Source organism: Klebsiella sp. 141240, assembly GCF_050600805.1.
In the GTDB taxonomy this organism is placed as follows: domain Bacteria; phylum Pseudomonadota; class Gammaproteobacteria; order Enterobacterales; family Enterobacteriaceae; genus Klebsiella; species Klebsiella aerogenes.
This window is the reverse complement of record NZ_JAQIRK010000010.1, coordinates 1-22,242: the sequence shown is the minus strand read 5'-3', so window position 1 is coordinate 22,242 and position 22,242 is coordinate 1. Positions and strand designations below refer to the sequence as shown.

Below are 22,242 nucleotides of genomic sequence, written 5' to 3'. Positions count from 1 at the left end.
AGAGAAATGCTATGTTAAGCACCTTATTTAAACTTTTCATTCCCTTTTTTTTATTGATTAGCGGTATTGCACATGCTGGTATCGTTATCGAGTCAACTCGCTATCTTTACAAAGAGGGCGCTCGCGAAATCACCGCGCAGATTGAGAACAAAGACGGTATTCCTTACTTAATTAAGTCGTGGATTGAGACCCCAAAAGGGCAAATACCCTCTTTCACGGCGACTCCGCCACTATTCCGACTCGAAGCAAAACAGCAAAATACCGTGCGTTTGTTTTCAACCAATAATGTTACTGCGCCAACAGATCGAGAATCTATATTTTATTTCAATATTATGGCTATCCCGCCAGCTGATGACACCAATGCCAAAAACAATACGATTCAGCTAGCGGTTCGCCACCGTATGCGTCTGGTATACCGGCCAAAATCGCTGTTTGATATGAAGCCAAATACAGAAGCGGCAAAACTCCAATGGCGTAAATCAGGCAATAAATTGTTCATTAACAATCCGACACCTTTTTTCTATTACTTCAACACAATAAAAATAGGTAACACCGAAATAAAAAATGAAGTAAACACCGTCCCTCCGATGGAAACAAAAGAAGTCACGTTAAAGGAAAGTGTCAATGCATCAAGCGTGACATGGAAAATAGTTAATGATTATGGTGGGGCCGGATCGCTCTATTCATCACCGTTGTAATTTGGAATTTTTATTAACGTTATAGGGATGTGTCTATGCAAAATAAAAATAAAGAGCTATTCAAACTATCAACGCTCTGCATCACGTTGTTGCCAGCGTTTTTTTGTGGTTTGGATAATAAAGCGCAAGCACGTGATTTCTTCGATCCCTCATTCATCAATTCATTGAATGGTAGCGATCCTTCAAACGCCCCAGACTTATCTGTTTTTGAAGCCAGGAACGCTCAGGCGCCCGGGGATTATCGGGTTGACATTGTTTTCAACGGTCAATATCTGGATACCCGTACTATCAAGTTTGTTATTGATAGCCATACTGCCGATAAGAGTGATGATATCAAATTAACCCCCTGTTTCACGCTTAAAGACCTGGCGGAATATGGTGTCAGAGTGAAATCCTTCCCAGCTCTGAAAGAAGATGCCAATAACTGCGTTAACCTAACGGTCATACCGGATACAAAAGCGGATTTCGATTTTACTGCACAACGGTTAAATATCTCCATACCACAAGCGGCATTATCCACCGTCGTGCAAGGATTTATTCCGGAAGATCAATTTGATGAAGGTATTAACGCGCTGTTAATGAATTACCAGTTCAGCGGCTCGAATGATTTCGAATCAGAAGATGAATACTATAGCCTTAACCTCCAGTCCGGTTTAAATCTTGGTCCATGGCGTATCCGAAATCTGAGCACCTGGAATAAAACGAAAGGAGAATCCAGCGACTGGGAATCAGCTTACCTGTACATGCAGCGCAGCATTCGCCCTCTTAATAGTAATCTGGTAATGGGTGAAAGCTCCTCGCTCTCCGGTATTTTTGATAGCGTGCCGTTTACCGGGATTCAAATGGCAACGGATACCTCCATGCTGCCGGAGAGCCTTCGCGGCTATGCGCCAATTATCCGAGGGATTGCAAAAACCAACGCCAGGGTGATTGTTAAGCAGAATGGCTACCAGGTATATCAGACCTACGTCGCCCCCGGCGCCTTTGAAATTACCGATATGTACCCAAGCGGCGGTAGCGGCGATCTGTACGTAACGGTAGAAGAATCGGATGGCTCAAAGCAAGAATTCATCGTGCCGTTCGCTACGCTGCCGGTCATGGTGCGCGAAGGCCAGCTACAGTATGAAATCACCTCTGGTAAATATCGTCCTTATGATGGCGGAGTTGACGAAACGCCATTCACCCAAGCGACAATAAGCTATGGTGTATCCAGTAGCCTGACGGCCTACGGCGGGATGCAAATGGCCTCGCACTATCAAGCATTATCTTCCGGTCTAGGCTATAACCTCGGTGATTTTGGCGCGGCTTCAGCAGACGTCACTCAAGCCTGGTCAAAGATCCAGGATCAAGAAAAGACGTCAGGTCAGTCCTGGCGTATCCGCTACGGCAAAAACATCCTTGATACCGGTACTAACATTACTATCGCGGGTTACCGATACTCTACCAAAGGCTTTAACACCCTGTCAGAGGTGTTCGATAGTTATTCAAACGACGGCAGCTATACCACCCGCTCACTGCGCAACCGTACCAACCTGACGCTTAATCAAAGCTTAGGTAAAGGGCTCGGTAGTCTCTCTATTAGCGGTCTGGTAGAAGATTATTGGGATGATAAACGCACCAATAAATCCATCAGCGTTGGCTATAACGGTGGCTTTAAAAACGTGAACTTCTACCTGGGTTATAGCTATAGCCGCTATACCTGGAGCAGCAATAGCGCGAATAAAGATGCCCAGGACGATCAACGTATCACCCTAACGGTTACTTTACCGATCGGCAACTGGCTTCCTGGCACCTATACCAGTTACCAGCTCACCAATAGCAACCCAGGCTCAACGGATCAATCGGTTGCTATCGGCGGCGTCGGGCTGGAAAACGATAGTCTGGACTGGAGTATTCAGCAAGGATACAGCAACCGCGAGTATTACAGCGGCGACATGCGCGCCACCTATAACAGTTCTCAGGGGAGTGTTAACGCCGGTTACAGCTACGATCGCGATAGCCAACGCATTGATTATGGCGCCAACGGCAGCATTATCGCGCACGCTGACGGCATCACTTTAGGTCAGGACATCACCGATGCTGCCGTACTGGTTAAAGCTCCGGGGCTGGATGACGTCAAACTGACGACCGATAACACCATTTCGACCGACTATCGCGGCTATGCCATCGTGCCTTACGTTACCCCTTATCGTCGCACCGATATCACTCTCGACACCGCCACGCTTGGCGATGATATGGAACTACCGGAAACAACGCAAACCGTGGTGCCGACTCGCGGCGCTATTGTGCGGGCAAACTACGACGGCAAGATTGGGCAACGTGCCTTTATTCATCTTAAAACCGCCAGCGGTCAGGACATTCCCTATGGAGCGATGGTCTTACTGGCTGGTGATGCGAAAAGCCAGGCAAGTATCGTTAGCGATGCCGGGATGGTCTATATGTCCGGTCTGCAGCAAACCGGGACGCTCAACGTTCAGTGGGGAAAAAGTAGTTCCCAGCAGTGTCATGCCCCCTTCACGTTACCGCCGCGGGAAGGCAAAACCGCTGGTTTAAGTCAGGTTGAAGCGGTATGTCGCTAGCCATCATTTAAGGACAAATATTGATGAAGAGAATATTTATTCTATTAATGCTTTTAGTTACCTGTGGTGAAGCGGCAGCAAAATGTGAATACACGGGAAATATCCGCCGGCAAGCTTTTACTATTAACGCAAAGATCCCAACGGATGATTCCATACCGATAGGTAGCGTTCTCTATTCGGTAAAATATGGTACCAGCACCTATAAAAACTTCACATGCAGCCAGAAAGATAACGATCAGTATATTACGACTATCAGTACCGCTGAGGTCGCCGGCGTAACCGGGATACAGGGGATGCCGGTATATGAAACCGGTATTGACGGTATTGGATTCCAGATATCCGATCTGCTGGAAAGTAAAAATGGCGCACTGGTTCCTGCCGTTGCGGGTTCGGTACTGGTACCGTTTGAAAAAACCTCAGATAACTACTATAAGTTTGTCACCGTGTGGTTTATCAAAACAAAACAGGTCATTGATACTTCAGGGTCGGATTCAAACCCGTCAATAAGTTTCTCTGTCGGCAACCCTACAACCAACCCAAGCGCCAGCGATAAGCTTTTATACACCACTAATATCAAGCTAAAAAACACCACATACCAGGTGACGTCTTGTGATATATCGCCCTCCAGTTCACAGATAACGCTCGGTCGGATTAAAAAAAGCACACTAATGTCGGTCTCCCGCGGCGGCGTGACACCAGAGCAAAAAAACATCTTATTAACCATTAACTGCCCAGCCGGTTCAATCGGTAATACGTTAATGTACTGGTTTAATCCGATAGGCACCACCAGCGCATCTGGCGATGGCATCATTGATAATATGATAACCGATGATAGCGGCGCCAAAAATGTCGGTATCATTTTCAAACAAACTGGGACGCCTTTAGTTTTCTATGATATGGATAGCTATAGCTTCAACAGTGCAGCAACTTCGCAGGTCATCAACCTTACCGCTGACTACTATCGCCAAAGCAACAGTGTTGACGATATTACTAACGGTAAAGTTAAGGCAATGTTAGAGGTGGTTATACAAGAACAATAATATTAAGAAAATAGACATGAATTCACAAACAATTCATGTCTATTACATTGCTTAAAAAGCAATCGTCGCTTACATTTCTGCCCGACCTATAATTAGGTCAATACGTAATAATATTAATTTAAAGGAATAAATATGAAGCAATTGACTGTATTTGAAATGGAAGAGATTTCAGGTGGGTATTCTTGGGATTTTTCTTCTCTGAGTAGCGCACTTACTTCTCTTGCCAGCAATACCGCAGAATTAGTCGCTTCTGTAGCATTGGGGGCATCTGTAGGCGCAATGGCTGGGTCAATAATCGGTGGCGCACACGGTGGCGACGGTGGCGGCATTTTTGGCGTAGGTTCAATCGCTCAAGGTGTAGGTATGATTTGGGGATTGATTGTCGGCGGTATTGGATGTGGTATTGCTGCTGCTACTGTTGGCTGGGATACAACTCTCACTACTTGCGTGGATGTTGCTAACGGTATTATTAACGGTACATTTACACCTTGGGCTGGATAAACAGTATTTCTTAATCTCGCTTAATTTAACCTGTTAATATTTAGAGGCTTGGTTTTCAAGCCTCTATTCCTTATCAATATAAAAGCGGTATACATGTCAAAAAATCTTTATCGCAAGGAAGCGATCGAATACAAAAGAAATCACTGGAAAGGAAAGGCCTTGCTGCTTGCTGGCTTACCCGCATGGTTAATTGCTTCTTTATCCGCCTTCTTTATGATTGCGCTTATTTGCGCACTCATTTTTTGTAAGTTCACCCAGCGCGTTGACGTTCAGGGCGAAGTCATCACCCTCCCTCACTCGATTAACGTCTTTGCGCCGCAGCAAGGATTTGTCGTTAAGCAATTCGTGAAAATTGGTGACGTCGTTAAAAAAAACCAACCGCTCTACGAAATTGATGTGTCCCGCAGCACCACCAGCGGCAATGTCAGTGCGGCACAGATAGAAGTCATCAATGAAAAAATTGCCAACTCTGACGACATCATCAAAAAGCTGGAAGATAATAAAAGTCAGACATTAAATGCGCTAAATGCGCAGTTGAAAACCACTACGGACTCTCTGAAAGAGACCAACCGAATGCTGGTCAATACCCAGGTCGGTCTGAAAAAAATGCATGATAACCTTTCCAGCTACGATAAATACCTTAGCAATGGCCTGATAACAAAAGATCAGTATAACTATCAGCACTCTTTATACTTTCAACAGCAAAGCGCGTATCAATCTCTGGTTAGCCAGAAGATGCAACTGGAATCACAAATCACCCAGCTTAATAGCGATAAAATCACTAAAGCTGCTGATTTTGATAACCAAATATCCAGCCAGTACAACCAATCCAACGATTTTAAAAATCAACTCGTTGAATCCAACGCTAACGGTAACATTATTATTAAATCCACCAGCGATGGCAGAATTGAGTCACTTTCAGCTACCCAAGGACAAACCGTTGATAACGGCAGCAGCCTGGCACAGATAAAACCTACAGGAAACGTTGAGTATTTTCTTATCCTTTGGCTACCAAACAATACTATCCCCTATTTAAAAACTGGGGATACCATTAATATTCGCTATGATGCTTTCCCATCAGACAAATTCGGGCAATTCCCTGGAAAAATCATATCAATATCCTCAATGCCGGCATCACGACAAGAGATGTCTGAATATACCAACGTCAACAATGGTGGTAATCAGCAACAAGAACTGGCGCTGTATAAAGCGATCGTCAAAATTAAAGATAAACAGTTCGAATATGATGGGAAAAAGCTAAGCCTGTCCAACGGCCTTAAAGCGCAGGCCGTTGTTTTTCTTGAAGAACGCCCTCTCTATATGTGGATGTTTACTCCGGTTTATAAGATTACTCAAAGCGTGAGCGGCCCGATTCATGACTAATGAACTGTTTGAGAAAATTACGGCGAAAGTTAATTTTTCAATACTGAAAAAGACGCCGGTCATATTACAATCCGAAGCCGCCGAATGCGGCATTGCCTGCCTGGCAATGATTTGCGGCCATTATGGCCTCGATATCGATCTCTTCAACTTCCGCCAGCGTTTTGGTAGCCCTTCTCAGGGGGTCACGCTGATGTCATTGAGCAAAACGGCGGAACATGCCGGCTTAAAAAGCCGGGCGCTGTCGCTCGATCTCGACGAAATCAGGCAATTAAAGCTACCCTGCGTTATCCACTGGGGAATGAACCACTACGTCGTGCTCACCAAAGTGCGAAAGTCCAGTTTTGTCGTCCACGATCCGGCGCTGGGTAAACGCATTATCGGCATTCAGGAAATGTCGAATAATTTTACCGGCATCGCCTTAGAGCTATGGCCCGATCAGAACTTTCAGCAGGAAAAAGCCAAATCTCGCCTGCGTTTGTTAGATCTGATGCGCAATATTGTTGGCTTAAAATCAGCGCTGCTGAAGATTTTCGCCTTCTCGGTGGTGGTTGAAGCTATCGGCTTACTGCTGCCGATAGGCACGCAGTTAGTCACTGACCACGTGATCATGGCCCACGATCAAAGCCTGCTCTCGGTTATCTGTATTGGCCTGGTTTTCTTTACCCTCTTCCGCACCTTTATCAGTATGCTGCGCGCATGGACTTCGCTGACGCTCAACACGCTGACCAATATTCAGTGGAAAACGACCCTTTTCGATCATTTGGCCAGCCTGCCGCTCTCTTTTTTTGAAAAGCGCCATCTGGGGGATATTCAGTCCCGTTTCTCATCGCTGGACACCATTCGCTCCACGTTCACTAATAGCATCGTCAGCGGCATTATCGATTCGATCATGACAATCGGGCTGCTGATTATGCTCACGCTGTACGGCGGTTGGCTAACATGGGTCGTCGTTGGCTTTACCTTATGCTACGCCATTATGCGTCTGGGAACTTATCGCTTCTATCGCCGCGTTGCTGAAGAACAGGTAATCAAAGGCGCGCGTTCCAGTTCGCATTTTATGGAGTCGCTGTACGGTATTTCGACCATCAAAGCGCTGAATCTGAAAGAACGCCGCTCTCAGCACTGGCTGAATATCAATATCGATGCCTGTAATGCGGGGATCAAGCAAACCCGTTTCGACATGATGTTTAGCGGTATTAATACCTTCATTACCGCTATCGATCAGGTGGCGGTACTGTGGTTGGGCGCCATTATGGTTATTGATAATGAAATGACCCTCGGTATGTTTATGGCCTTTAACGCCTACCGCGGCCAGTTCTCCCAGCGCGCATCCAGCCTGGTTGACCTGAGCATGCAGCTGCGTATGCTATCGCTGCATAACGAGCGTCTTTCAGAAATCGTCTTCAGCGAACCCGAGCAAGAATTACCATCACGGGACGTCTTTTCAAAAGATGCCGGCGCAAGACTTGAAGTCAAAAATCTCAGCTATCAGTACGATCCCTTTTCGCAGCCGATTTTCTCAAACCTGAACATCACCGTTGAGCCGGGGGAATCCGTCGCGCTGGTCGGGCCGTCCGGTGTCGGTAAGACCACGCTATTGAAAGTGATGTGCGGGCTGCTCTCCCCCACCAGCGGCGACGTCTTCGCCGATAATCTCGATATCCAGAAGATAGGTCTCAATAACTATCGCCAGGGAACCGCCTGCGTATTGCAGGAGGATAGACTCTTTTCCGGTTCGCTTATCGATAATATCAGCGGCTTTGAAGACAACGCCGATGTGGATTTTGTTGTCGAATGCGCCAAACGCTGCAACATTCACGACGAAATTATGAAAATGCCGATGGGCTATGAAACCATCGTTGGTGAGTTGGGCCTGGGGATTTCCGGGGGCCAGAAGCAACGTATTTTGATTGCCCGCGCGCTTTATCGTAAACCAAGCATTCTGTTTATGGATGAGGCCACCAGCCATCTCGATTTACGAAATGAGTCGGTCATTAACCAATCGATTTCAGGGCTCAGTATTACCCGCGTCATCGTCGCGCATCGTCCATCGACGATTGCCTCTGCCGACCGGGTGATTGATTTATCGCAGTCAAGAATACCAATGCCAGCGTAAGGAGAAGAGTATGCAAGGAACGTTTATTGGTTTTAACACCGCCGGAATTACCTATGAAGACCATTTCATGGCGCTGCTGCTGAAAGTACAAAAGCAGAATGGCCTGTGTCAGACATACTATCTGCAAGCACCGGTGCTGGCTGACCTGCTCATGGTCCTGGCAAACCGGATGTCTATTTTCTTGCCGCGCTTGCAGCAAAGCGACGATACGCTGAAAGAGGAGCTTATTGCCTATAATAATGAGCTCATCGCCAATACCCCGGCAGTCGATATGGACGAGGTGCAAAACCCTAATCCAGAGCTAAGAATCATGTCGATTACGTTGAAGCCGGGGGTAAACGAGTCAACGCTAATTCTGATGCTGCAGAACGAGAAAATCGCGACATTACGGATTGACGACCGGCAGGTAGAGGCATTGATTCTGGGTATCAATCAATCTCTAAAAATGGTTGCTGATACGAAATTAAATGAGTACCTGGCGCTGGCTTTGGATTATGTACTGCTGTATACCGTCGATTTAACGACCCAACCTAACATTGAGTACCAGCAATATGCTCAGGAAGAGTGGAAGCTGAATTTGTTTAGCCACCATCTGGCCGTGTTATACAGCTACGAGCAGGAGGAGGGTAAAAAAGTACTCTCCGGTGCGGTGATTAAAACCAGCGCCGCGCATCAGTCCGATGTTGAAAAGAGTATCGCGCTGCGTCTGCTTGAAAAGAGTCAGAAGCTAAAACAGGTCCACAGCCAGCATACGCCGTATCAAATCTTCAGTAAGGTAATTCCATCCTCACCGGGACAAATGCTAACCAGAGATGAATGTATGCTGTCGCTGCGTGAATTCTACGTGGCTACCAAAGCAGCGCTTGAGGCATAAGTTGTTAAGCACTCTCTGCCTGTGCAGAGAGTGCTTAACGCATCAGTTCGGGCACTTATAAACCTGGCCGTTCATCTGGCTATCGGTCGGAACAAAGCTCGACAGCAGGTTTTGCGTCGGGCTGCTCACGCCATAAATGACGTTACCGCCCATGGCCGCAGCCTGGTTACGTAGGGCATTCGCCGCGCCGCGCATCGAGCCGCCTTCATCGCCATTCTGGCCTGACAGCCAGTTGCTTTGCGTACCGGTTGCCGTCCCTAACAGCTGGCATTCCGTTCCCGGTTTATCTTCAACAAAACGCACGCTCTGGCCGCCTGCGGTTAATTCGTTGCTGGAACTGCAACCCGCTAACAATAATGCTGCGCCGACAATCCCTGCTAAATATTTTACCTGCATGTTATTCCCCAATGAGCTGGACGCACTGGCCCGGATGTAAACCTTATACTAAAAAGCCAGCAAAAAGAAAAACCCCCAGCCATTTCTGACCGGGGGTTTCTGCATTTTTATGCCGTATAGCGCACGATTACATCATGCCGCCCATACCGCCCATGCCGCCCATGCCACCAGCAGCACCTAAATCAGGCGCGTCGCCTTTCGGCAGGTCGGTCACCATGCACTCGGTGGTGATCATCAGGCCAGCAACGGATGCCGCGTACTGCAGCGCAGAACGGGTGACTTTAGTCGGGTCCAGGATACCGAAGTCGATCATGTTGCCGTACTCTTCGGTAGCCGCGTTGTAACCGTAGTTACCGTCGCCTGCTTTCACGTTGTTGGCAACAACAGACGGCTCTTCACCGGCGTTGGAAACGATCTGACGCAGCGGCGCTTCCATTGCGCGCAGCGCAACTTTGATACCGACGTTCTGATCTTCGTTCTGACCGGTCAAGCCAGCGATTTTCGCCGCCACGCGGACCAGCGCTACGCCGCCGCCAGCTACCACGCCTTCTTCAACCGCAGCACGGGTCGCGTGCAGGGCATCGTCAACGCGCGCTTTTTTCTCTTTCATTTCAACTTCGGTAGCAGCACCGACTTTGATTACCGCAACACCGCCGGCCAGTTTAGCCACGCGCTCCTGCAGTTTTTCACGGTCGTAATCAGAGGTCGCTTCTTCGATCTGCTTACGGATCTGAGCAACGCGGCCCTGAATTGCGGCTTCTTCGCCAACGCCATCGATGATGGTGGTGGTGTCTTTATTGATAACAACGCGTTTAGCCTGACCCAGGTCTTCCAGAGTCGCTTTTTCCAGCTCCATACCGATCTCTTCAGAGATAACGGTACCGCCAGTCAGGGTCGCGATGTCCTGCAGCATGGCTTTACGACGGTCGCCGAAGCCCGGCGCTTTAACCGCAGCAACTTTAACGATGCCGCGCATGGTGTTAACCACCAGGGTCGCCAGCGCTTCGCCTTCAACGTCTTCAGCGATGATAACCAGCGGTTTGCCAGCTTTCGCTACAGCTTCCAGAACCGGCAGCATTTCGCGGATGTTGGAGATTTTTTTGTCAGCCAGCAGGATGAACGGGCTTTCCAGTTCAACAGCGCCGGTATCCGGCTTGTTGATGAAGTAAGGGGACAGGTAGCCACGGTCGAACTGCATACCTTCAACGACGTCCAGTTCGTCTTCCAGACCGGTGCCGTCTTCAACGGTGATAACGCCTTCTTTACCGACTTTATCCATCGCTTCAGCGATCAGTTTACCTACGGTTTCGTCGGAGTTAGCGGAGATAGTACCAACCTGAGCAATGGCTTTAGAGTCAGAGCACGGTACGGACAGCGCTTTCAGTTCTTCCACAGCGGCAACGACAGCTTTGTCGATACCACGTTTCAGATCCATCGGGTTCATGCCCGCGGCAACGGCTTTCAGACCTTCGTTAACGATAGCCTGAGCCAGTACGGTTGCGGTGGTGGTACCGTCGCCTGCAGCGTCGTTCGCTTTAGAGGCAACTTCTTTCACCATCTGCGCGCCCATGTTTTCGAATTTGTCTTCCAGTTCGATTTCACGAGCTACGGAAACGCCATCTTTAGTGATGGTCGGCGCGCCGAAGGATTTGTCCAGAACAACGTTACGGCCTTTCGGGCCCAGGGTGACTTTAACTGCATCTGCCAGTACGTTTACGCCGCGCAGCATTTTTACACGAGCGTCGTTACCGAATTTTACGTCTTTTGCTGCCATTTCTTTTATTCCTCAAATTCGTTCAGGGTCGTGCGAATTACGCTTCAACAATTGCCAGGATGTCGCTTTCGGACATGATCAGCACTTCTTCGTTGTCGATCTTCTCAGACTTCACGCCGTAACCATCGTTGAAAATCACGATGTCACCAACTTTAACGTCCAGCGGCTGCACAGTTCCGTTTTCCAGGATGCGGCCTTTACCGACAGCGATGATTTCGCCACGAGTTGATTTAGCTGCCGCAGAACCGGTCAGAACGATGCCGCCTGCAGATTTGGTTTCAACTTCTTTACGTTTGACGATCACACGATCATGTAACGGACGAATACTCATTGATAGCTCTCCTTCGAGAAAGTCATTATCAGTTATGGATGGCGCCGGGCCGTAAACGGTTTCCGACTAGTGCAGAGAGAGATGGGGATGGCCATTTACCGCTTCAAGGGGAAAATTAAAAAAAAATTTCCGCCTGTGCGCTGACGCGCAAAAATATTCGCGTGGGGGCTGCGCTTTCTGGCGCAAAGGGTTGTGATAACATCGTTTTTTTGCCGCGCGCAGGGTTGAGTCATGAGTGGTTTAAAACAGGAACTGGGGTTAGGTCAGGGAGTCGGGTTACTTTCGACATCACTACTGGGAACCGGCGTATTCGCCGTACCGGCGCTGGCGGCGCTGGTCTCAGGCGATAATAGCCTGTGGGCGTGGCCGGCGCTGATTCTCCTGGTCTTTCCCATCGCTATCGTGTTTGCCGTGCTTGGGCGCCACTTTCCCAGCGCTGGCGGCGTGGCTCATTTTGTGGATATGGCGTTCGGCCCACGTCTGGCACGGGTAACCGGTTGGCTGTTTTTATCGGTGATCCCGGTGGGCTTACCCGCCGCACTGCATATCGCCACCGGTTTTGGCCAGGCGCTGTTCGGCTGGCACGATACTCAGCTGCTGCTTGCCGAGCTCGGCACGCTAGCGATCGTCTGGTGGGTGGGCTCGCGCGGCGCCAGTTCCAGCGCCAATCTACAGACGCTGGTTGCGATATTGATTGTCGCGCTGATCGTCGCCATCTGGTGGCGCGGTGGCATAAACCCGGCGCAGATCCCTTTCCCGGAGCCTAAAGATGTCGACACGTCACAGCTGTTTGCGGCCCTATCGGTGATGTTCTGGTGCTTCGTCGGCCTGGAAGCCTTTGCTCATCTGGCATCTGAGTTTAAACGTCCGGAGCGCGACTTCCCTAGAGCGCTGATGATTGGCCTGGTGCTGGCAGGAACCGTTTATTGGGGCTGTACGGTAGTCGTTCTGCATTTTCACGCCTTCGGTGAGGAAATGGCGGCGGCGGCTTCGCTGCCAAACATCGTAGTGCGACTGTTCGGAGTGCAGGCGCTGTGGGTTGCCTGCGTAATCGGCTACCTCGCCTGCTTCGCCAGCCTTAATATCTATATCCAAAGTTTTGCCCGCCTGGTCTGGTCGCAGGCGCAGTTCAAGCCGGAGAGCTACCTGGCCCGCCTGTCGCCGCGCCAGGTACCGCGCAACGCCCTGAATGCGGTCTTAGGCTGCTGCGTACTTAGTACGCTGTGCATTTACTGGCTGAACATTAATCTCGATGCGCTGATCGTCTATGCCAACGGCATTTTCATCATGATTTATCTGCTGTGCATGCTAGCGGGATGCCGACTCCTACACGGTAAATACCGCGTGCTGGCCATCGTGGGAAGCGTGCTCTGCATTTTGCTGTTAGCAATGGTCGGCTGGAAGAGCTTGTACGCCATTATTATGCTGGCGGTGCTGTGGTTCGCCTTACCTGCACGCTCACCTTCAGCAAGCCGATAACAAAAAACCGGCGCAGGCCGGTTTTGTCGTTTTAGCGGTCGTCTTTGTGATCCAGACGGTCGCGTTCGTCGTCTTTACGCTGGAACTCCCCTTCGAAGGTGTCTCCGTTGCCAGCGCCGGCGCTAAAACCGCCGCCAGGCATCCGGCTAAAGCGCAGATACGGCATTAGTTTTAAGGTCATCAGCTTTTGCACCGGCGGCAACAGCAGCAGCAGACCGAGGAAGTCGGTAAAGAAGCCCGGGATCAACAGCAGCAGCCCGGCGATAATCAGCGACACGCTTTTAATCATTTCTGCGGCAGGGCTTTCGCCAGCCGCCATTTTCTGCTGCATCAGCATCAGGTTTTTGAAGCCCTGGTTGCGGACCAGCGACATCCCCACAACCGAGCTAAAGATAACCAGGATCAGCGTCAACAGCACGCCAAGCACGTGCGCGACCTGGATAAAGATCGAGATCTCGACGTAAACGTATAAGAAAAAGGCAATAAATGGGATCCAACGCACCGGCGTCTCCTTCAATCGGCCGTCGTAGCAGACGCCCGTAGTGATAATTTGCTATTCGCGTCATAGGAATGTGGGGTTGGCGCGCCATTTTTCAATCAACGACAACGGCATTTTTTTCAAAAATAGTAAAGCGGTGACTCATTTCACAGATTAATAATTCTTATCCGCCGCGCTATATAATAAGTGATCAAGGTTACTGAACTTCGCTATCATCAGCATATGATCGTGGGCACCGGGCCGGTTAAGGAAATAATCTTCGGTCTGAAAATACGCTAAATCCTATAAATTCTGTGTATTTGGTGAATTCATTGGCAGCTTGAAAAAGAAGGTTCACATGTTAAACAACATTCGTATCGAAGAAGATCTGTTGGGCACCAGGGAAGTTCCAGCTGACGCATACTATGGCGTTCATACTCTGAGAGCGATTGAAAACTTCTACATCAGCAACAACAAGATTAGCGACATCCCTGAGTTTGTTCGGGGCATGGTGATGGTGAAGAAGGCCGCCGCGCTGGCTAACAAGGAACTGCAAACCATTCCTAAAAGCGTAGCGAACACCATTGTCGCGGCATGCGATGAAGTGCTGAACAACGGTAAATGCATGGACCAGTTCCCGGTTGATGTGTTCCAGGGCGGCGCGGGCACCTCCGTCAATATGAACACCAACGAAGTGCTGGCGAATATCGGTCTGGAACTGATGGGCCACCAGAAAGGTGAATACCAGTTCCTCAACCCTAATGACCACGTCAACAAATGCCAGTCCACTAACGACGCCTACCCCACCGGTTTCCGCATCGCGGTCTATGCATCGATTCTCAAATTAATCGATGCTATCAAACAGCTGGGCGAAGGCTTCCAGGCGAAAGCCGTTGAGTTCCAGGACGTCCTGAAAATGGGCCGCACGCAGCTACAGGATGCGGTTCCGATGACCCTCGGCCAGGAATTCCACGCTTTTAACGTACTGCTGAACGAAGAAACCAAAAGCATTCTGCGTACCGCAGAGCTGCTGCTGGAAGTGAACCTCGGCGCGACCGCTATCGGGACTCGCCTGAACACCCCTGACGGCTACCAGCAGCTGGCGGTACAGAAACTGGCGGAAGTCAGCAACCTGCCGGTCGTTCCGGCGGAAGACCTGATTGAAGCGACTTCTGACTGCGGCGCGTATGTGATGGTTCACAGTTCGTTGAAACGCCTGGCGGTCAAACTGTCCAAGATTTGTAACGACCTGCGCCTGCTCTCTTCCGGCCCGCGCGCTGGCCTGAATGAAATCAACCTGCCAGAGCTGCAGGCTGGTTCCTCAATCATGCCGGCAAAAGTTAACCCGGTGGTGCCGGAAGTGGTTAACCAGGTGTGCTTCAAAGTTATCGGCAACGATACCACCGTGACCATGGCCTCCGAAGCCGGTCAGCTGCAGCTGAACGTTATGGAACCGGTGATTGGCCAGGCGATGTTTGAATCTATCCACATCCTGACCAACGCCTGCTACAACCTGCTGGAAAAATGCGTGAACGGCATTACCGCTAACAAAGCGGTATGCGAAAGCTACGTCTACAACTCCATCGGTATCGTGACCTACCTCAACCCGTTCATCGGCCACCACAATGGCGATATCGTCGGTAAGATTTGCGCCGAAACCGGTAAGAGCGTACGTGAAGTGGTGCTGGAGCGCGGGCTGCTGACCGAAGCCGAACTGGATGACATTTTCTCCCCGCAAAACCTGATGCATCCGGCTTATAAAGCAAAACGGTATACCGATGAAAGCGAACAGTAAGCTTTCAGGGTAAACTAACCAAAGGCATGTCAGTGATGACATGCCTTTTTGCTTTTTTGGGTTTACGAAACGACAACAATTCAATATCAACTTGTTAAAAAACAAGGAAGGCATATATGTTTGGTGCAGAGCTCGTGGTTGTCCTGCTGGCAATCTATTTGGGGGCCCGACTCGGGGGCATTGGTATCGGCTTTGCCGGTGGCCTCGGCGTCCTCGTCTTAACCTTAATTTTTCAAATTCCACCCGGGGCGATCCCCTTTGACGTCATTGAAATCATCATGGCGGTTATCGCCGCTATCGCCGCGATGCAGGTCGCCGGAGGGATGGACTATCTGGTCAGCCTCGCCGAACGTATGCTACGCCGCCATCCCAAGTACATTACCTTCCTTGCGCCGCTGGTCACCTGGTTCATGACCGTGCTGGCAGGCACTGGTCATACCGCGTTTTCTACCCTGCCGGTCATCACCGAAGTGGCGAAAGAACAGGGTATTCGCCCTTCCCGCCCGCTCTCCATCGCCGTTGTCGCTTCGCAGATTGCGATTACCGCCTCGCCTATCTCCGCGGCAGTGGTCTTCTTTGCCGGTATTCTCGAACCACTTGGCGTCAGCTACCTGACGCTGCTGGCGATCTGCCTGCCGGTTACCCTGATTGCCGTCATGCTGACCGCCGTCGTCTGTAACTTCCTCGGCTGCGAGCTGAAAGACGACCCGGTCTATCAGGAACGGCTGGCAAAAGGGGAAGTGAGCCTGCGCGGCAGTCAGGTCTTCGAGCTGAAGCCGCATGCTAAACGCGCCGTTCTGCTGTTCCTCGTCGGCATCGTCGCGGTCATGTTCTACGCTACCGCCATCAGCGACACCGTCGGCCTGATCCAGAACCCGGTGCTGCCGCGTAACGAAGCGATCGTGGTCTTCATGCTGACCATCGCCACGCTGATTAGCATCACCTGTAAAATCGATACCGGCGAAGTGCTGAACGCCAGCACCTTTAAGTCAGGAATGAGCGCCTGCGTCTGCGTGCTCGGCGTCGCCTGGCTCGGGGATACCTTCGTTAAAGCGCACATTGCCGATATCCAGACGGTAGCGGGCGATCTGCTGCAAAACTATCCGTGGTTGCTGGCGGTGGTGCTGTTCTTCGCCGCTACGCTGCTCTATTCACAGGCCGCCACGACCAAGGCATTGATGCCCGCCGCGCTGCTGCTTGGCGTCACCCCGCTGACGGCAATTGCCTCATTCGCGGCGGTCTCAGCGCTGTTCGTGCTGCCAACCTATCCGACCCTGCTGGCAGCGGTCGAAATGGACGACACCGGCTCCACGCGTATCGGCAAATATGTCTTTAACCATGCCTTCCTGATCCCGGGCGTCATCGCCATTACGCTTTGCGTGATCCTCGGATTCATCTTCGGCGGCCTCATGCTTTAAGATCGTTAAAAAGGGGCCAGTAAAGTAACTGGCCCCTTTGGTTAATCTCCCCGCATCATGCATGCTATAGTGCCTCTTTTCGCTGATACGAGGTTCACGATGACTACGCCTGATGCTGTTGTTGTACTCTGTACCGCGCCGGATGAAGCGACCGCCCAGGATCTGGCGGCCAAAGCGCTCGGAGAAAAACTCGCCGCCTGCGCCACCATCCTGCCGGGAGCGACGTCGCTCTACTACTGGGAAGGAAAGCTTGAGCAGGAGTATGAAGTCCAGATGCTGCTCAAAACCAACCTGGCCCATCAGCAGGCGTTACTGGACTGCCTGAAGTCCCATCACCCGTATCAAACCCCCGAACTACTGGTCCTGCCGGTTACTCACGGAGACAACGATTACCTCTCATGGCTCAACGCATCATTACGCTGATCCTGCTACTGTGCAGCGCATCCGCCAGCGCCGGGTTGTTTGACGCCCCCGGGCGTTCAAACTTCGTGCCTGCCGATCGGGCTTTCGCCTTTGACTTTCAGCAGAATCAACACGACCTCAACCTGAGCTGGCGCATCAAGGATGGCTACTACCTCTACCGTAAGCAGATTACGCTGACGGCAAAGGACGCTGCGATCGTCGCCCCTTCGCTACCGCCTGGCGAATGGCATGAAGACGAGTTTTATGGCAAAAGCGAAATTTATCGTCAGCGTCTGACATTACCGATTAGCCTCACGCAAGCCAGCAAAACAGCCACGCTGACCGTTACCTATCAGGGCTGCGCCGACGCCGGGTTCTGCTACCCGCCGGAGACCAAAATCGTGCCGCTCAGCGCGGTGCTCGCTGACTCCGGCAAGGCGCTGGCAGACCAACCTTCAGCACCCGCCAGCGGCAGCCAGACCGGCGCGGAACCCGCGTCGCTGCCGTTTTCAGCGCTATGGGCGCTGCTGATTGGTATCGGTATCGCCTTTACGCCTTGTGTTTTACCGATGTATCCGCTGATTTCCGGGATTGTCCTCGGCGGTAAACAGCGCTTATCAACGGCGCGCGCCCTGCTGCTGGCATTTATTTATGTCCAGGGGATGGCGGTTACCTATACCGCGCTGGGGCTGGTCGTAGCCGCCGCCGGTCTGCAATTCCAGGCCGCGCTGCAGCACCCTTACGTATTAATTGGGCTGTCAGCGGTATTTATCGCGCTGGCGCTGTCGATGTTCGGCCTGTTTACGCTGCAACTGCCTTCATCGCTGCAAACCCGACTGACGCTGATGAGCAACAAGCGCCAGGGGGGTTCGCCGGGCGGCGTGTTTGCAATGGGCGCCATCGCCGGGCTTATCTGTTCCCCTTGCACTACGGCCCCGCTTAGCGCCATTCTGTTGTATATCGCTCAAAGCGGTAACCTGTGGCTCGGCGGCGGCACGCTGTATCTGTACGCGCTGGGAATGGGGCTGCCGCTGATCCTGGTGACCGTGTTCGGTAACCGTCTGCTGCCGAAGAGCGGGCCGTGGATGGCCCATGTCAAGACCGCGTTTGGCTTCGTGATCCTCGCGCTGCCGGTCTTTTTACTGGAACGCGTTATCGGCGAAGCCTGGGGTTTACGTCTGTGGTCGTTGCTTGGCGTTGCCTTCTTTAGCTGGGCGTTTATCACCTCGCTTGGCGCCACCAAACCCTGGCTGCGTCTGGTGCAAATCGTCATGTTGGCCGCCGCGCTGGTTAGCGCGCGTCCGCTGCAGGATTGGGCCTTTGGCGCACCGGCCGTCCAGCAGCAGGCGCATCTGGAATTTACCCGCGTCAGCACCGTTGATGAACTCAACCAGGCGCTGGCTCAGGCCAAAGGGAAACCGGTCATGCTCGATCTGTATGCCGACTGGTGCGTGGCCTGCAAAGAGTTCGAAAAATATACCTTTAGCGCTCCTGAAGTGCGACAGGCCCTAAAAGAGACCGTTCTGTTGCAAGTGGATGTCACTAAGAACAGCGCGCAAGACGCAGCTCTGCTGAAACATTTACAGGTGCTCGGCTTGCCGACGATTCTGTTCTTCAACGCGCAGGGAGAAGAACAGCCCGCGCAGCGCGTCACCGGGTTTATGGATGCTACGGCATTCAGCGCCCATTTGCGCGATTGGCAACCGTGAACGACACTTGAGGAGGATAAATGGAGGAGACTATCGTGCAACGTGAAGATGTCCTGGGTGAGGCCATACAAATTCTTGAAATCGAGGGTATCGCCAACACCACGCTGGAAATGGTCGCCGAACGCGTCGCATACCCGCTTGATGACCTCAAGCGCTTTTGGCCCGACCGCGAAGCGCTGCTTTATGACGCCCTGCGTTATTTAAGTCAGCAGGTTGATGCCTGGCGTCGCCAGCTGTTGCTGGATGAGACGCTGAGCGCAGAACAAAAGCTGCTGGCGCGCTATAGCGCGCTGACCAAATGCGTTAGCAACCACCGCTATCCGGGCTGCCTGTTTATCGCCGCCTGTACATTCTATCCGGATGCCCAGCACCCAATTCACCAGTTAGCGGAACAGCAGAAGCAGGCTTCGCTGGCCTACACGCACGAGCTGCTGACCCTGCTTGAGGTGGATGACCCGGAAATGGTCGCTAAGCAGATGGAATTAATTGTCGAAGGCTGCCTGAGCCGCATGCTGATCAAACGCAGCCAGGCCGACGTCGATACCGCCCAGCGTCTGGCGGAAGATATTCTGCGCTTTGCCCGCTGCCGGATGGGCGGCGCGCTCACGTAATTCGGATTTCCCAAGCCCTGCAAGGCGCATATAATTCCCTGACACTTTCTGTGGCAGGGATCTATATGCGTCCACTTCTCTGGGCCGCCGTAATGGGGCTCTGTTCGACCTCGCTGATGGCCGCCCCTCCTCGCGGTTTCTCTTTCGCCTACAAAGACTGGGAAGTCGCCTGCGATAATACCGGCACCTGCCGGGCTGCGGGCTATGGCGCGACAATGGGCGAAGTCAGCGTCCTGCTGACTCGCAGTGCAGGCGCAGGGCGGCAGGCAACCGCGCAGGTCACCTTTGCGCAGACCGAGCACGATATTCCGCCAGATGCCAGCGTAAATCTTTTTATCAACGATAGCGATCGCGGGACGCTTGAGGCTATCGACGACAGCCATTTTCATTTCGACAGTACGCAAACCAGCGCGCTTATTACCGCCCTGGAGCAAAACGCGAAAATCGAGCTATCGCTCAATGGCCAGCGCAAGCGGCTGTCGAACGCAGGCAGCAGCGCGGTGTTCCTCAAGATCGATGAATTCCAGCGGCGGATCGGCACCGCCGATGCGCTGTTACGTAAAGGCGACGGTGACGACAGCACCGTTCTGCGCGCCATTCCCGCGCCGGAGATCCTGAGCGCGCCGTTTATTCACAGCGCCCAGCCCGTTGCGCTCAACGCGAAACAACAGCAGAAATGGCTACCGCAATTGGAAATCGCGCTCAACAGCCAGTGTGATGACAGGCAAAACGCCGATATTCCGACCAGCGAACGACAAATCACCCTCACTTCGCTGGATAAAAATCACTCGCTACTGCAGACTCTGTGCTGGCGCGCCGCCTATAACGACGGCTACGCGATGTGGGTTGTCGATAACACACAGGCCGCCAGGCCACAGCTCATTACTACGGATGCTTCCAGCTATAACGATGGCGTAATCGCCTTCTTCAACAAGGGACGCGGCGTCGCCGACTGCGTCAGCGGAGAAGAGCGAGTGTGGGATGGCAAAGCTTTTGTGCAAAGTCTGAAATACAGTACCGGCATGTGTCGGGAAATCACCCCAGGCGGAACCTGGCAGCTTCCTACCTTCGTCAGCAAGGTTATTCCCCGCAAGCAACGAGAGGCCGATATACTCGCGCTGAAGACGTTGCACGACGCGGTCCTAAAAGAGCAAAAACGCAACCCGGAACTTGCATTAGAGAACATTGCGGAACAGTTTCCGCTCAGCGGACACATCAGCCACTTTACCCTCACCTATGCCGACGACGCGCCGGTCTCAACCACCAAGCCAGCGGCGGATATCAGCGACGATGAGTGGCAGGCGTTTTTACATTCCGATATCAGCGCCGATTCGGAAAACGGCAAAGTCAGCTTCACGCTTATCGACCTCGACGGCGACGGCAAACGCGATCTCATCATCGATAGCTATGTTGGCGGTACCGGCCTGTTCAGCTATACCGGCGTGCTGAAACGCGGTGATAACGCCTTTGAATCGGTGAACGATGCCGACAGCAATGACGACGATAACTTCGATGCCGGCGTGCCCGGCGCCCTTTACTCTATTAACGATCGCGGAGCGAACCAGTGGAGCCGCTGGGTCAGAATCAACGGCCAGGTTTACGCCCTGTGGTTTAACGGCGTGTTTGGGGAAGATAACCTCTATCTGCTGCGTCCGTTTAACCAGAGCGACCTGACGCCGGCCATCACCATCCGCTACCGTTATAACCTCAATATCATTAGCGCTGCGGAAAACGGGCAGTCACCCACCCCAGCCTTAAACGATAAAGATAAAGCGGGCTTATTGAAGTCATTGGACGTCATGCAAGGTAGCCTGCTAAAGGATAAACCTGCTGACGATAACGATGAGCCGATTTGCCCTGTTCCCCCCGGTACCGCTAAAGATGATGTGGACAGCTACTATGGCGGCGCTGCGGGGCACTACACCGTTGAAACGGTGGCGTGGATCCCGGTGTGGCTCAACGATAAATGCTTTATCGGCACCATTTTCAGCCATCATGGCGCTTACCGCCATGGAGTGGATGCGATCTTAACCATCAGTTCGCCACGGGATGACGAAGAGCTCGTTGGCGATTACGATATCTCCGGAAAACGCCATGCCATCGCCATCACCCGCGGCTGGAGAGTCCGCGAAGGCGATAACGGCGTGATGTGATTTTAAGCAAAACGCCCCTTTTGGTGCGGAATTGCCGCAAAGATAAGCAATCAAACAATAAATAGAGAAATTTCATTGACGCAGTGGGCGGATTACGGTTTAATGCGCCCCGTTGCCCGGATAGCTCAGTCGGTAGAGCAGGGGATTGAAAATCCCCGTGTCCTTGGTTCGATTCCGAGTCCGGGCACCACTTATTCAGAGAACCCAGCCTATGGCTGGGTTTTTGCTTTTCTGCGGCCGGACTCTTCATCGAACTGCGTTCGATTATTCGCCGCAACGCGGCTCACCCCTTCGGGGCCAGCGCGACAAGCGCGCTGTTCAACGCCTGCGGCGTTAGTCCGAGTCCGGGCACCACTATTTAAAGAACCCGCCCAAAAGGCGGTTTTTTGCTTTTCTGCGACCGGACTCTCCATCGAACTGCGTTCGATTATTCGCCGCAACGCGGCTCACCCCTTCGGGGCCAGCGCGACAAGCGCGCTGTTCAACGCCTGCGGCGTTAGTCCGA

The 22,242-nt window shown here is 51.9% G+C and carries 18 protein-coding genes and 1 tRNA gene; 15 read left to right on the top strand and 4 right to left on the bottom strand.

What is annotated here, in order from left to right; all coding sequences use genetic code 11:
- Positions 1 to 11: 11 nt before the first annotated feature.
- The 7 genes from PGQ95_RS17240 to yjeJ all read left to right on the top strand — a co-directional run bounded on the left by PGQ95_RS17240 (position 12) and on the right by yjeJ (position 9,191).
- Complete coding sequence (locus PGQ95_RS17240; protein ID WP_087859214.1) at positions 12 to 698, top strand: fimbrial biogenesis chaperone; 687 nt, start codon at positions 12 to 14, stop codon at positions 696 to 698.
- 35 nt (positions 699 to 733) lie between these two features.
- Positions 734 to 3,277 carry a fimbria/pilus outer membrane usher protein gene (locus tag PGQ95_RS17235; RefSeq protein ID WP_430918832.1) on the top strand — a complete coding sequence of 848 codons (2,544 nt, stop codon included), beginning with the start codon at positions 734 to 736 and terminating at the stop codon, positions 3,275 to 3,277.
- 23 nt (positions 3,278 to 3,300) lie between these two features.
- Entirely contained in the window at positions 3,301 to 4,317 is a 1,017-nt protein-coding gene (locus PGQ95_RS17230) for a fimbrial protein (RefSeq protein WP_430918830.1), read from the top strand.
- A gap of 132 nt (positions 4,318 to 4,449) precedes the next feature.
- On the top strand, positions 4,450 to 4,818 hold the full coding sequence (locus PGQ95_RS17225; RefSeq protein WP_430918828.1) for a hypothetical protein: 369 nt from the start codon (positions 4,450 to 4,452) through the stop codon (positions 4,816 to 4,818).
- A 93-nt stretch (positions 4,819 to 4,911) separates the two neighbouring features.
- The gene (locus tag PGQ95_RS17220; protein WP_430918826.1) at positions 4,912 to 6,201 is read left to right on the top strand and encodes an HlyD family secretion protein; all 1,290 of its coding nucleotides are present in this window, start codon (positions 4,912 to 4,914) and stop codon (positions 6,199 to 6,201) included.
- Positions 6,194 to 8,317: a peptidase domain-containing ABC transporter gene (locus PGQ95_RS17215; protein ID WP_087859219.1), complete on the top strand. Its 2,124-nt coding sequence runs from the start codon at positions 6,194 to 6,196 to the stop codon at positions 8,315 to 8,317. The genes PGQ95_RS17220 and PGQ95_RS17215 overlap by 8 nt, the downstream gene beginning before the upstream one ends.
- A gap of 10 nt (positions 8,318 to 8,327) precedes the next feature.
- Entirely contained in the window at positions 8,328 to 9,191 is an 864-nt protein-coding gene (gene yjeJ, locus PGQ95_RS17210) for a YjeJ family protein (RefSeq protein WP_430918823.1), read from the top strand.
- A gap of 42 nt (positions 9,192 to 9,233) precedes the next feature.
- Here yjeJ and PGQ95_RS17205 read toward each other — a convergent pair whose 3' ends face one another.
- The 3 genes from PGQ95_RS17205 to PGQ95_RS17195 form a co-directional block, all read right to left on the bottom strand.
- The gene (locus tag PGQ95_RS17205; protein ID WP_015368664.1) at positions 9,234 to 9,587 is read right to left on the bottom strand and encodes a DUF4156 domain-containing protein; all 354 of its coding nucleotides are present in this window, start codon (positions 9,585 to 9,587) and stop codon (positions 9,234 to 9,236) included.
- A 127-nt stretch (positions 9,588 to 9,714) separates the two neighbouring features.
- Entirely contained in the window at positions 9,715 to 11,361 is a 1,647-nt protein-coding gene (groL, locus tag PGQ95_RS17200; protein WP_015368665.1) for a chaperonin GroEL, read from the bottom strand.
- Positions 11,362 to 11,398: 37 nt separating this feature from the next.
- The gene (locus PGQ95_RS17195) at positions 11,399 to 11,692 is read right to left on the bottom strand and encodes a co-chaperone GroES (protein WP_003855929.1); all 294 of its coding nucleotides are present in this window, start codon (positions 11,690 to 11,692) and stop codon (positions 11,399 to 11,401) included.
- 231 nt (positions 11,693 to 11,923) lie between these two features.
- Between PGQ95_RS17195 and yjeH the strand changes: the two genes are divergently transcribed.
- On the top strand, positions 11,924 to 13,171 hold the full coding sequence (yjeH, locus tag PGQ95_RS17190; protein WP_113374734.1) for an L-methionine/branched-chain amino acid transporter: 1,248 nt from the start codon (positions 11,924 to 11,926) through the stop codon (positions 13,169 to 13,171).
- Positions 13,172 to 13,202: 31 nt separating this feature from the next.
- Here the strand turns inward: yjeH and PGQ95_RS17185 are convergent, their stop codons facing one another.
- Positions 13,203 to 13,673: an FxsA family protein gene (locus tag PGQ95_RS17185; RefSeq protein ID WP_015368667.1), complete on the bottom strand. Its 471-nt coding sequence runs from the start codon at positions 13,671 to 13,673 to the stop codon at positions 13,203 to 13,205.
- 334 nt (positions 13,674 to 14,007) lie between these two features.
- Here PGQ95_RS17185 and aspA point away from each other — a divergent pair, with 334 nt between their 5' ends.
- From aspA to PGQ95_RS17150, 7 genes are all read left to right on the top strand, one after another.
- Positions 14,008 to 15,444, top strand: coding sequence for an aspartate ammonia-lyase (gene aspA / locus PGQ95_RS17180; RefSeq protein WP_045380159.1), 1,437 nt, complete (start codon positions 14,008 to 14,010; stop codon positions 15,442 to 15,444).
- 116 nt (positions 15,445 to 15,560) lie between these two features.
- Positions 15,561 to 16,862 carry an anaerobic C4-dicarboxylate transporter gene (locus PGQ95_RS17175; protein ID WP_113374733.1) on the top strand — a complete coding sequence of 434 codons (1,302 nt, stop codon included), beginning with the start codon at positions 15,561 to 15,563 and terminating at the stop codon, positions 16,860 to 16,862.
- A 99-nt stretch (positions 16,863 to 16,961) separates the two neighbouring features.
- On the top strand, positions 16,962 to 17,285 hold the full coding sequence (gene cutA, locus PGQ95_RS17170) for a divalent cation tolerance protein CutA (RefSeq protein WP_032715456.1): 324 nt from the start codon (positions 16,962 to 16,964) through the stop codon (positions 17,283 to 17,285).
- Complete coding sequence (locus PGQ95_RS17165; protein ID WP_113374732.1) at positions 17,261 to 18,973, top strand: protein-disulfide reductase DsbD; 1,713 nt, start codon at positions 17,261 to 17,263, stop codon at positions 18,971 to 18,973. The genes cutA and PGQ95_RS17165 overlap by 25 nt, the downstream gene beginning before the upstream one ends.
- A 35-nt stretch (positions 18,974 to 19,008) precedes the next feature.
- Positions 19,009 to 19,584: a transcriptional regulator gene (locus PGQ95_RS17160; RefSeq protein WP_113374765.1), complete on the top strand. Its 576-nt coding sequence runs from the start codon at positions 19,009 to 19,011 to the stop codon at positions 19,582 to 19,584.
- 65 nt (positions 19,585 to 19,649) lie between these two features.
- Positions 19,650 to 21,737: a DUF1176 domain-containing protein gene (locus PGQ95_RS17155; protein ID WP_430918820.1), complete on the top strand. Its 2,088-nt coding sequence runs from the start codon at positions 19,650 to 19,652 to the stop codon at positions 21,735 to 21,737.
- Between the two features lie 114 nt (positions 21,738 to 21,851).
- Positions 21,852 to 21,927 (top strand) — tRNA-Phe (locus tag PGQ95_RS17150).
- Positions 21,928 to 22,242 lie beyond the last annotated feature (315 nt).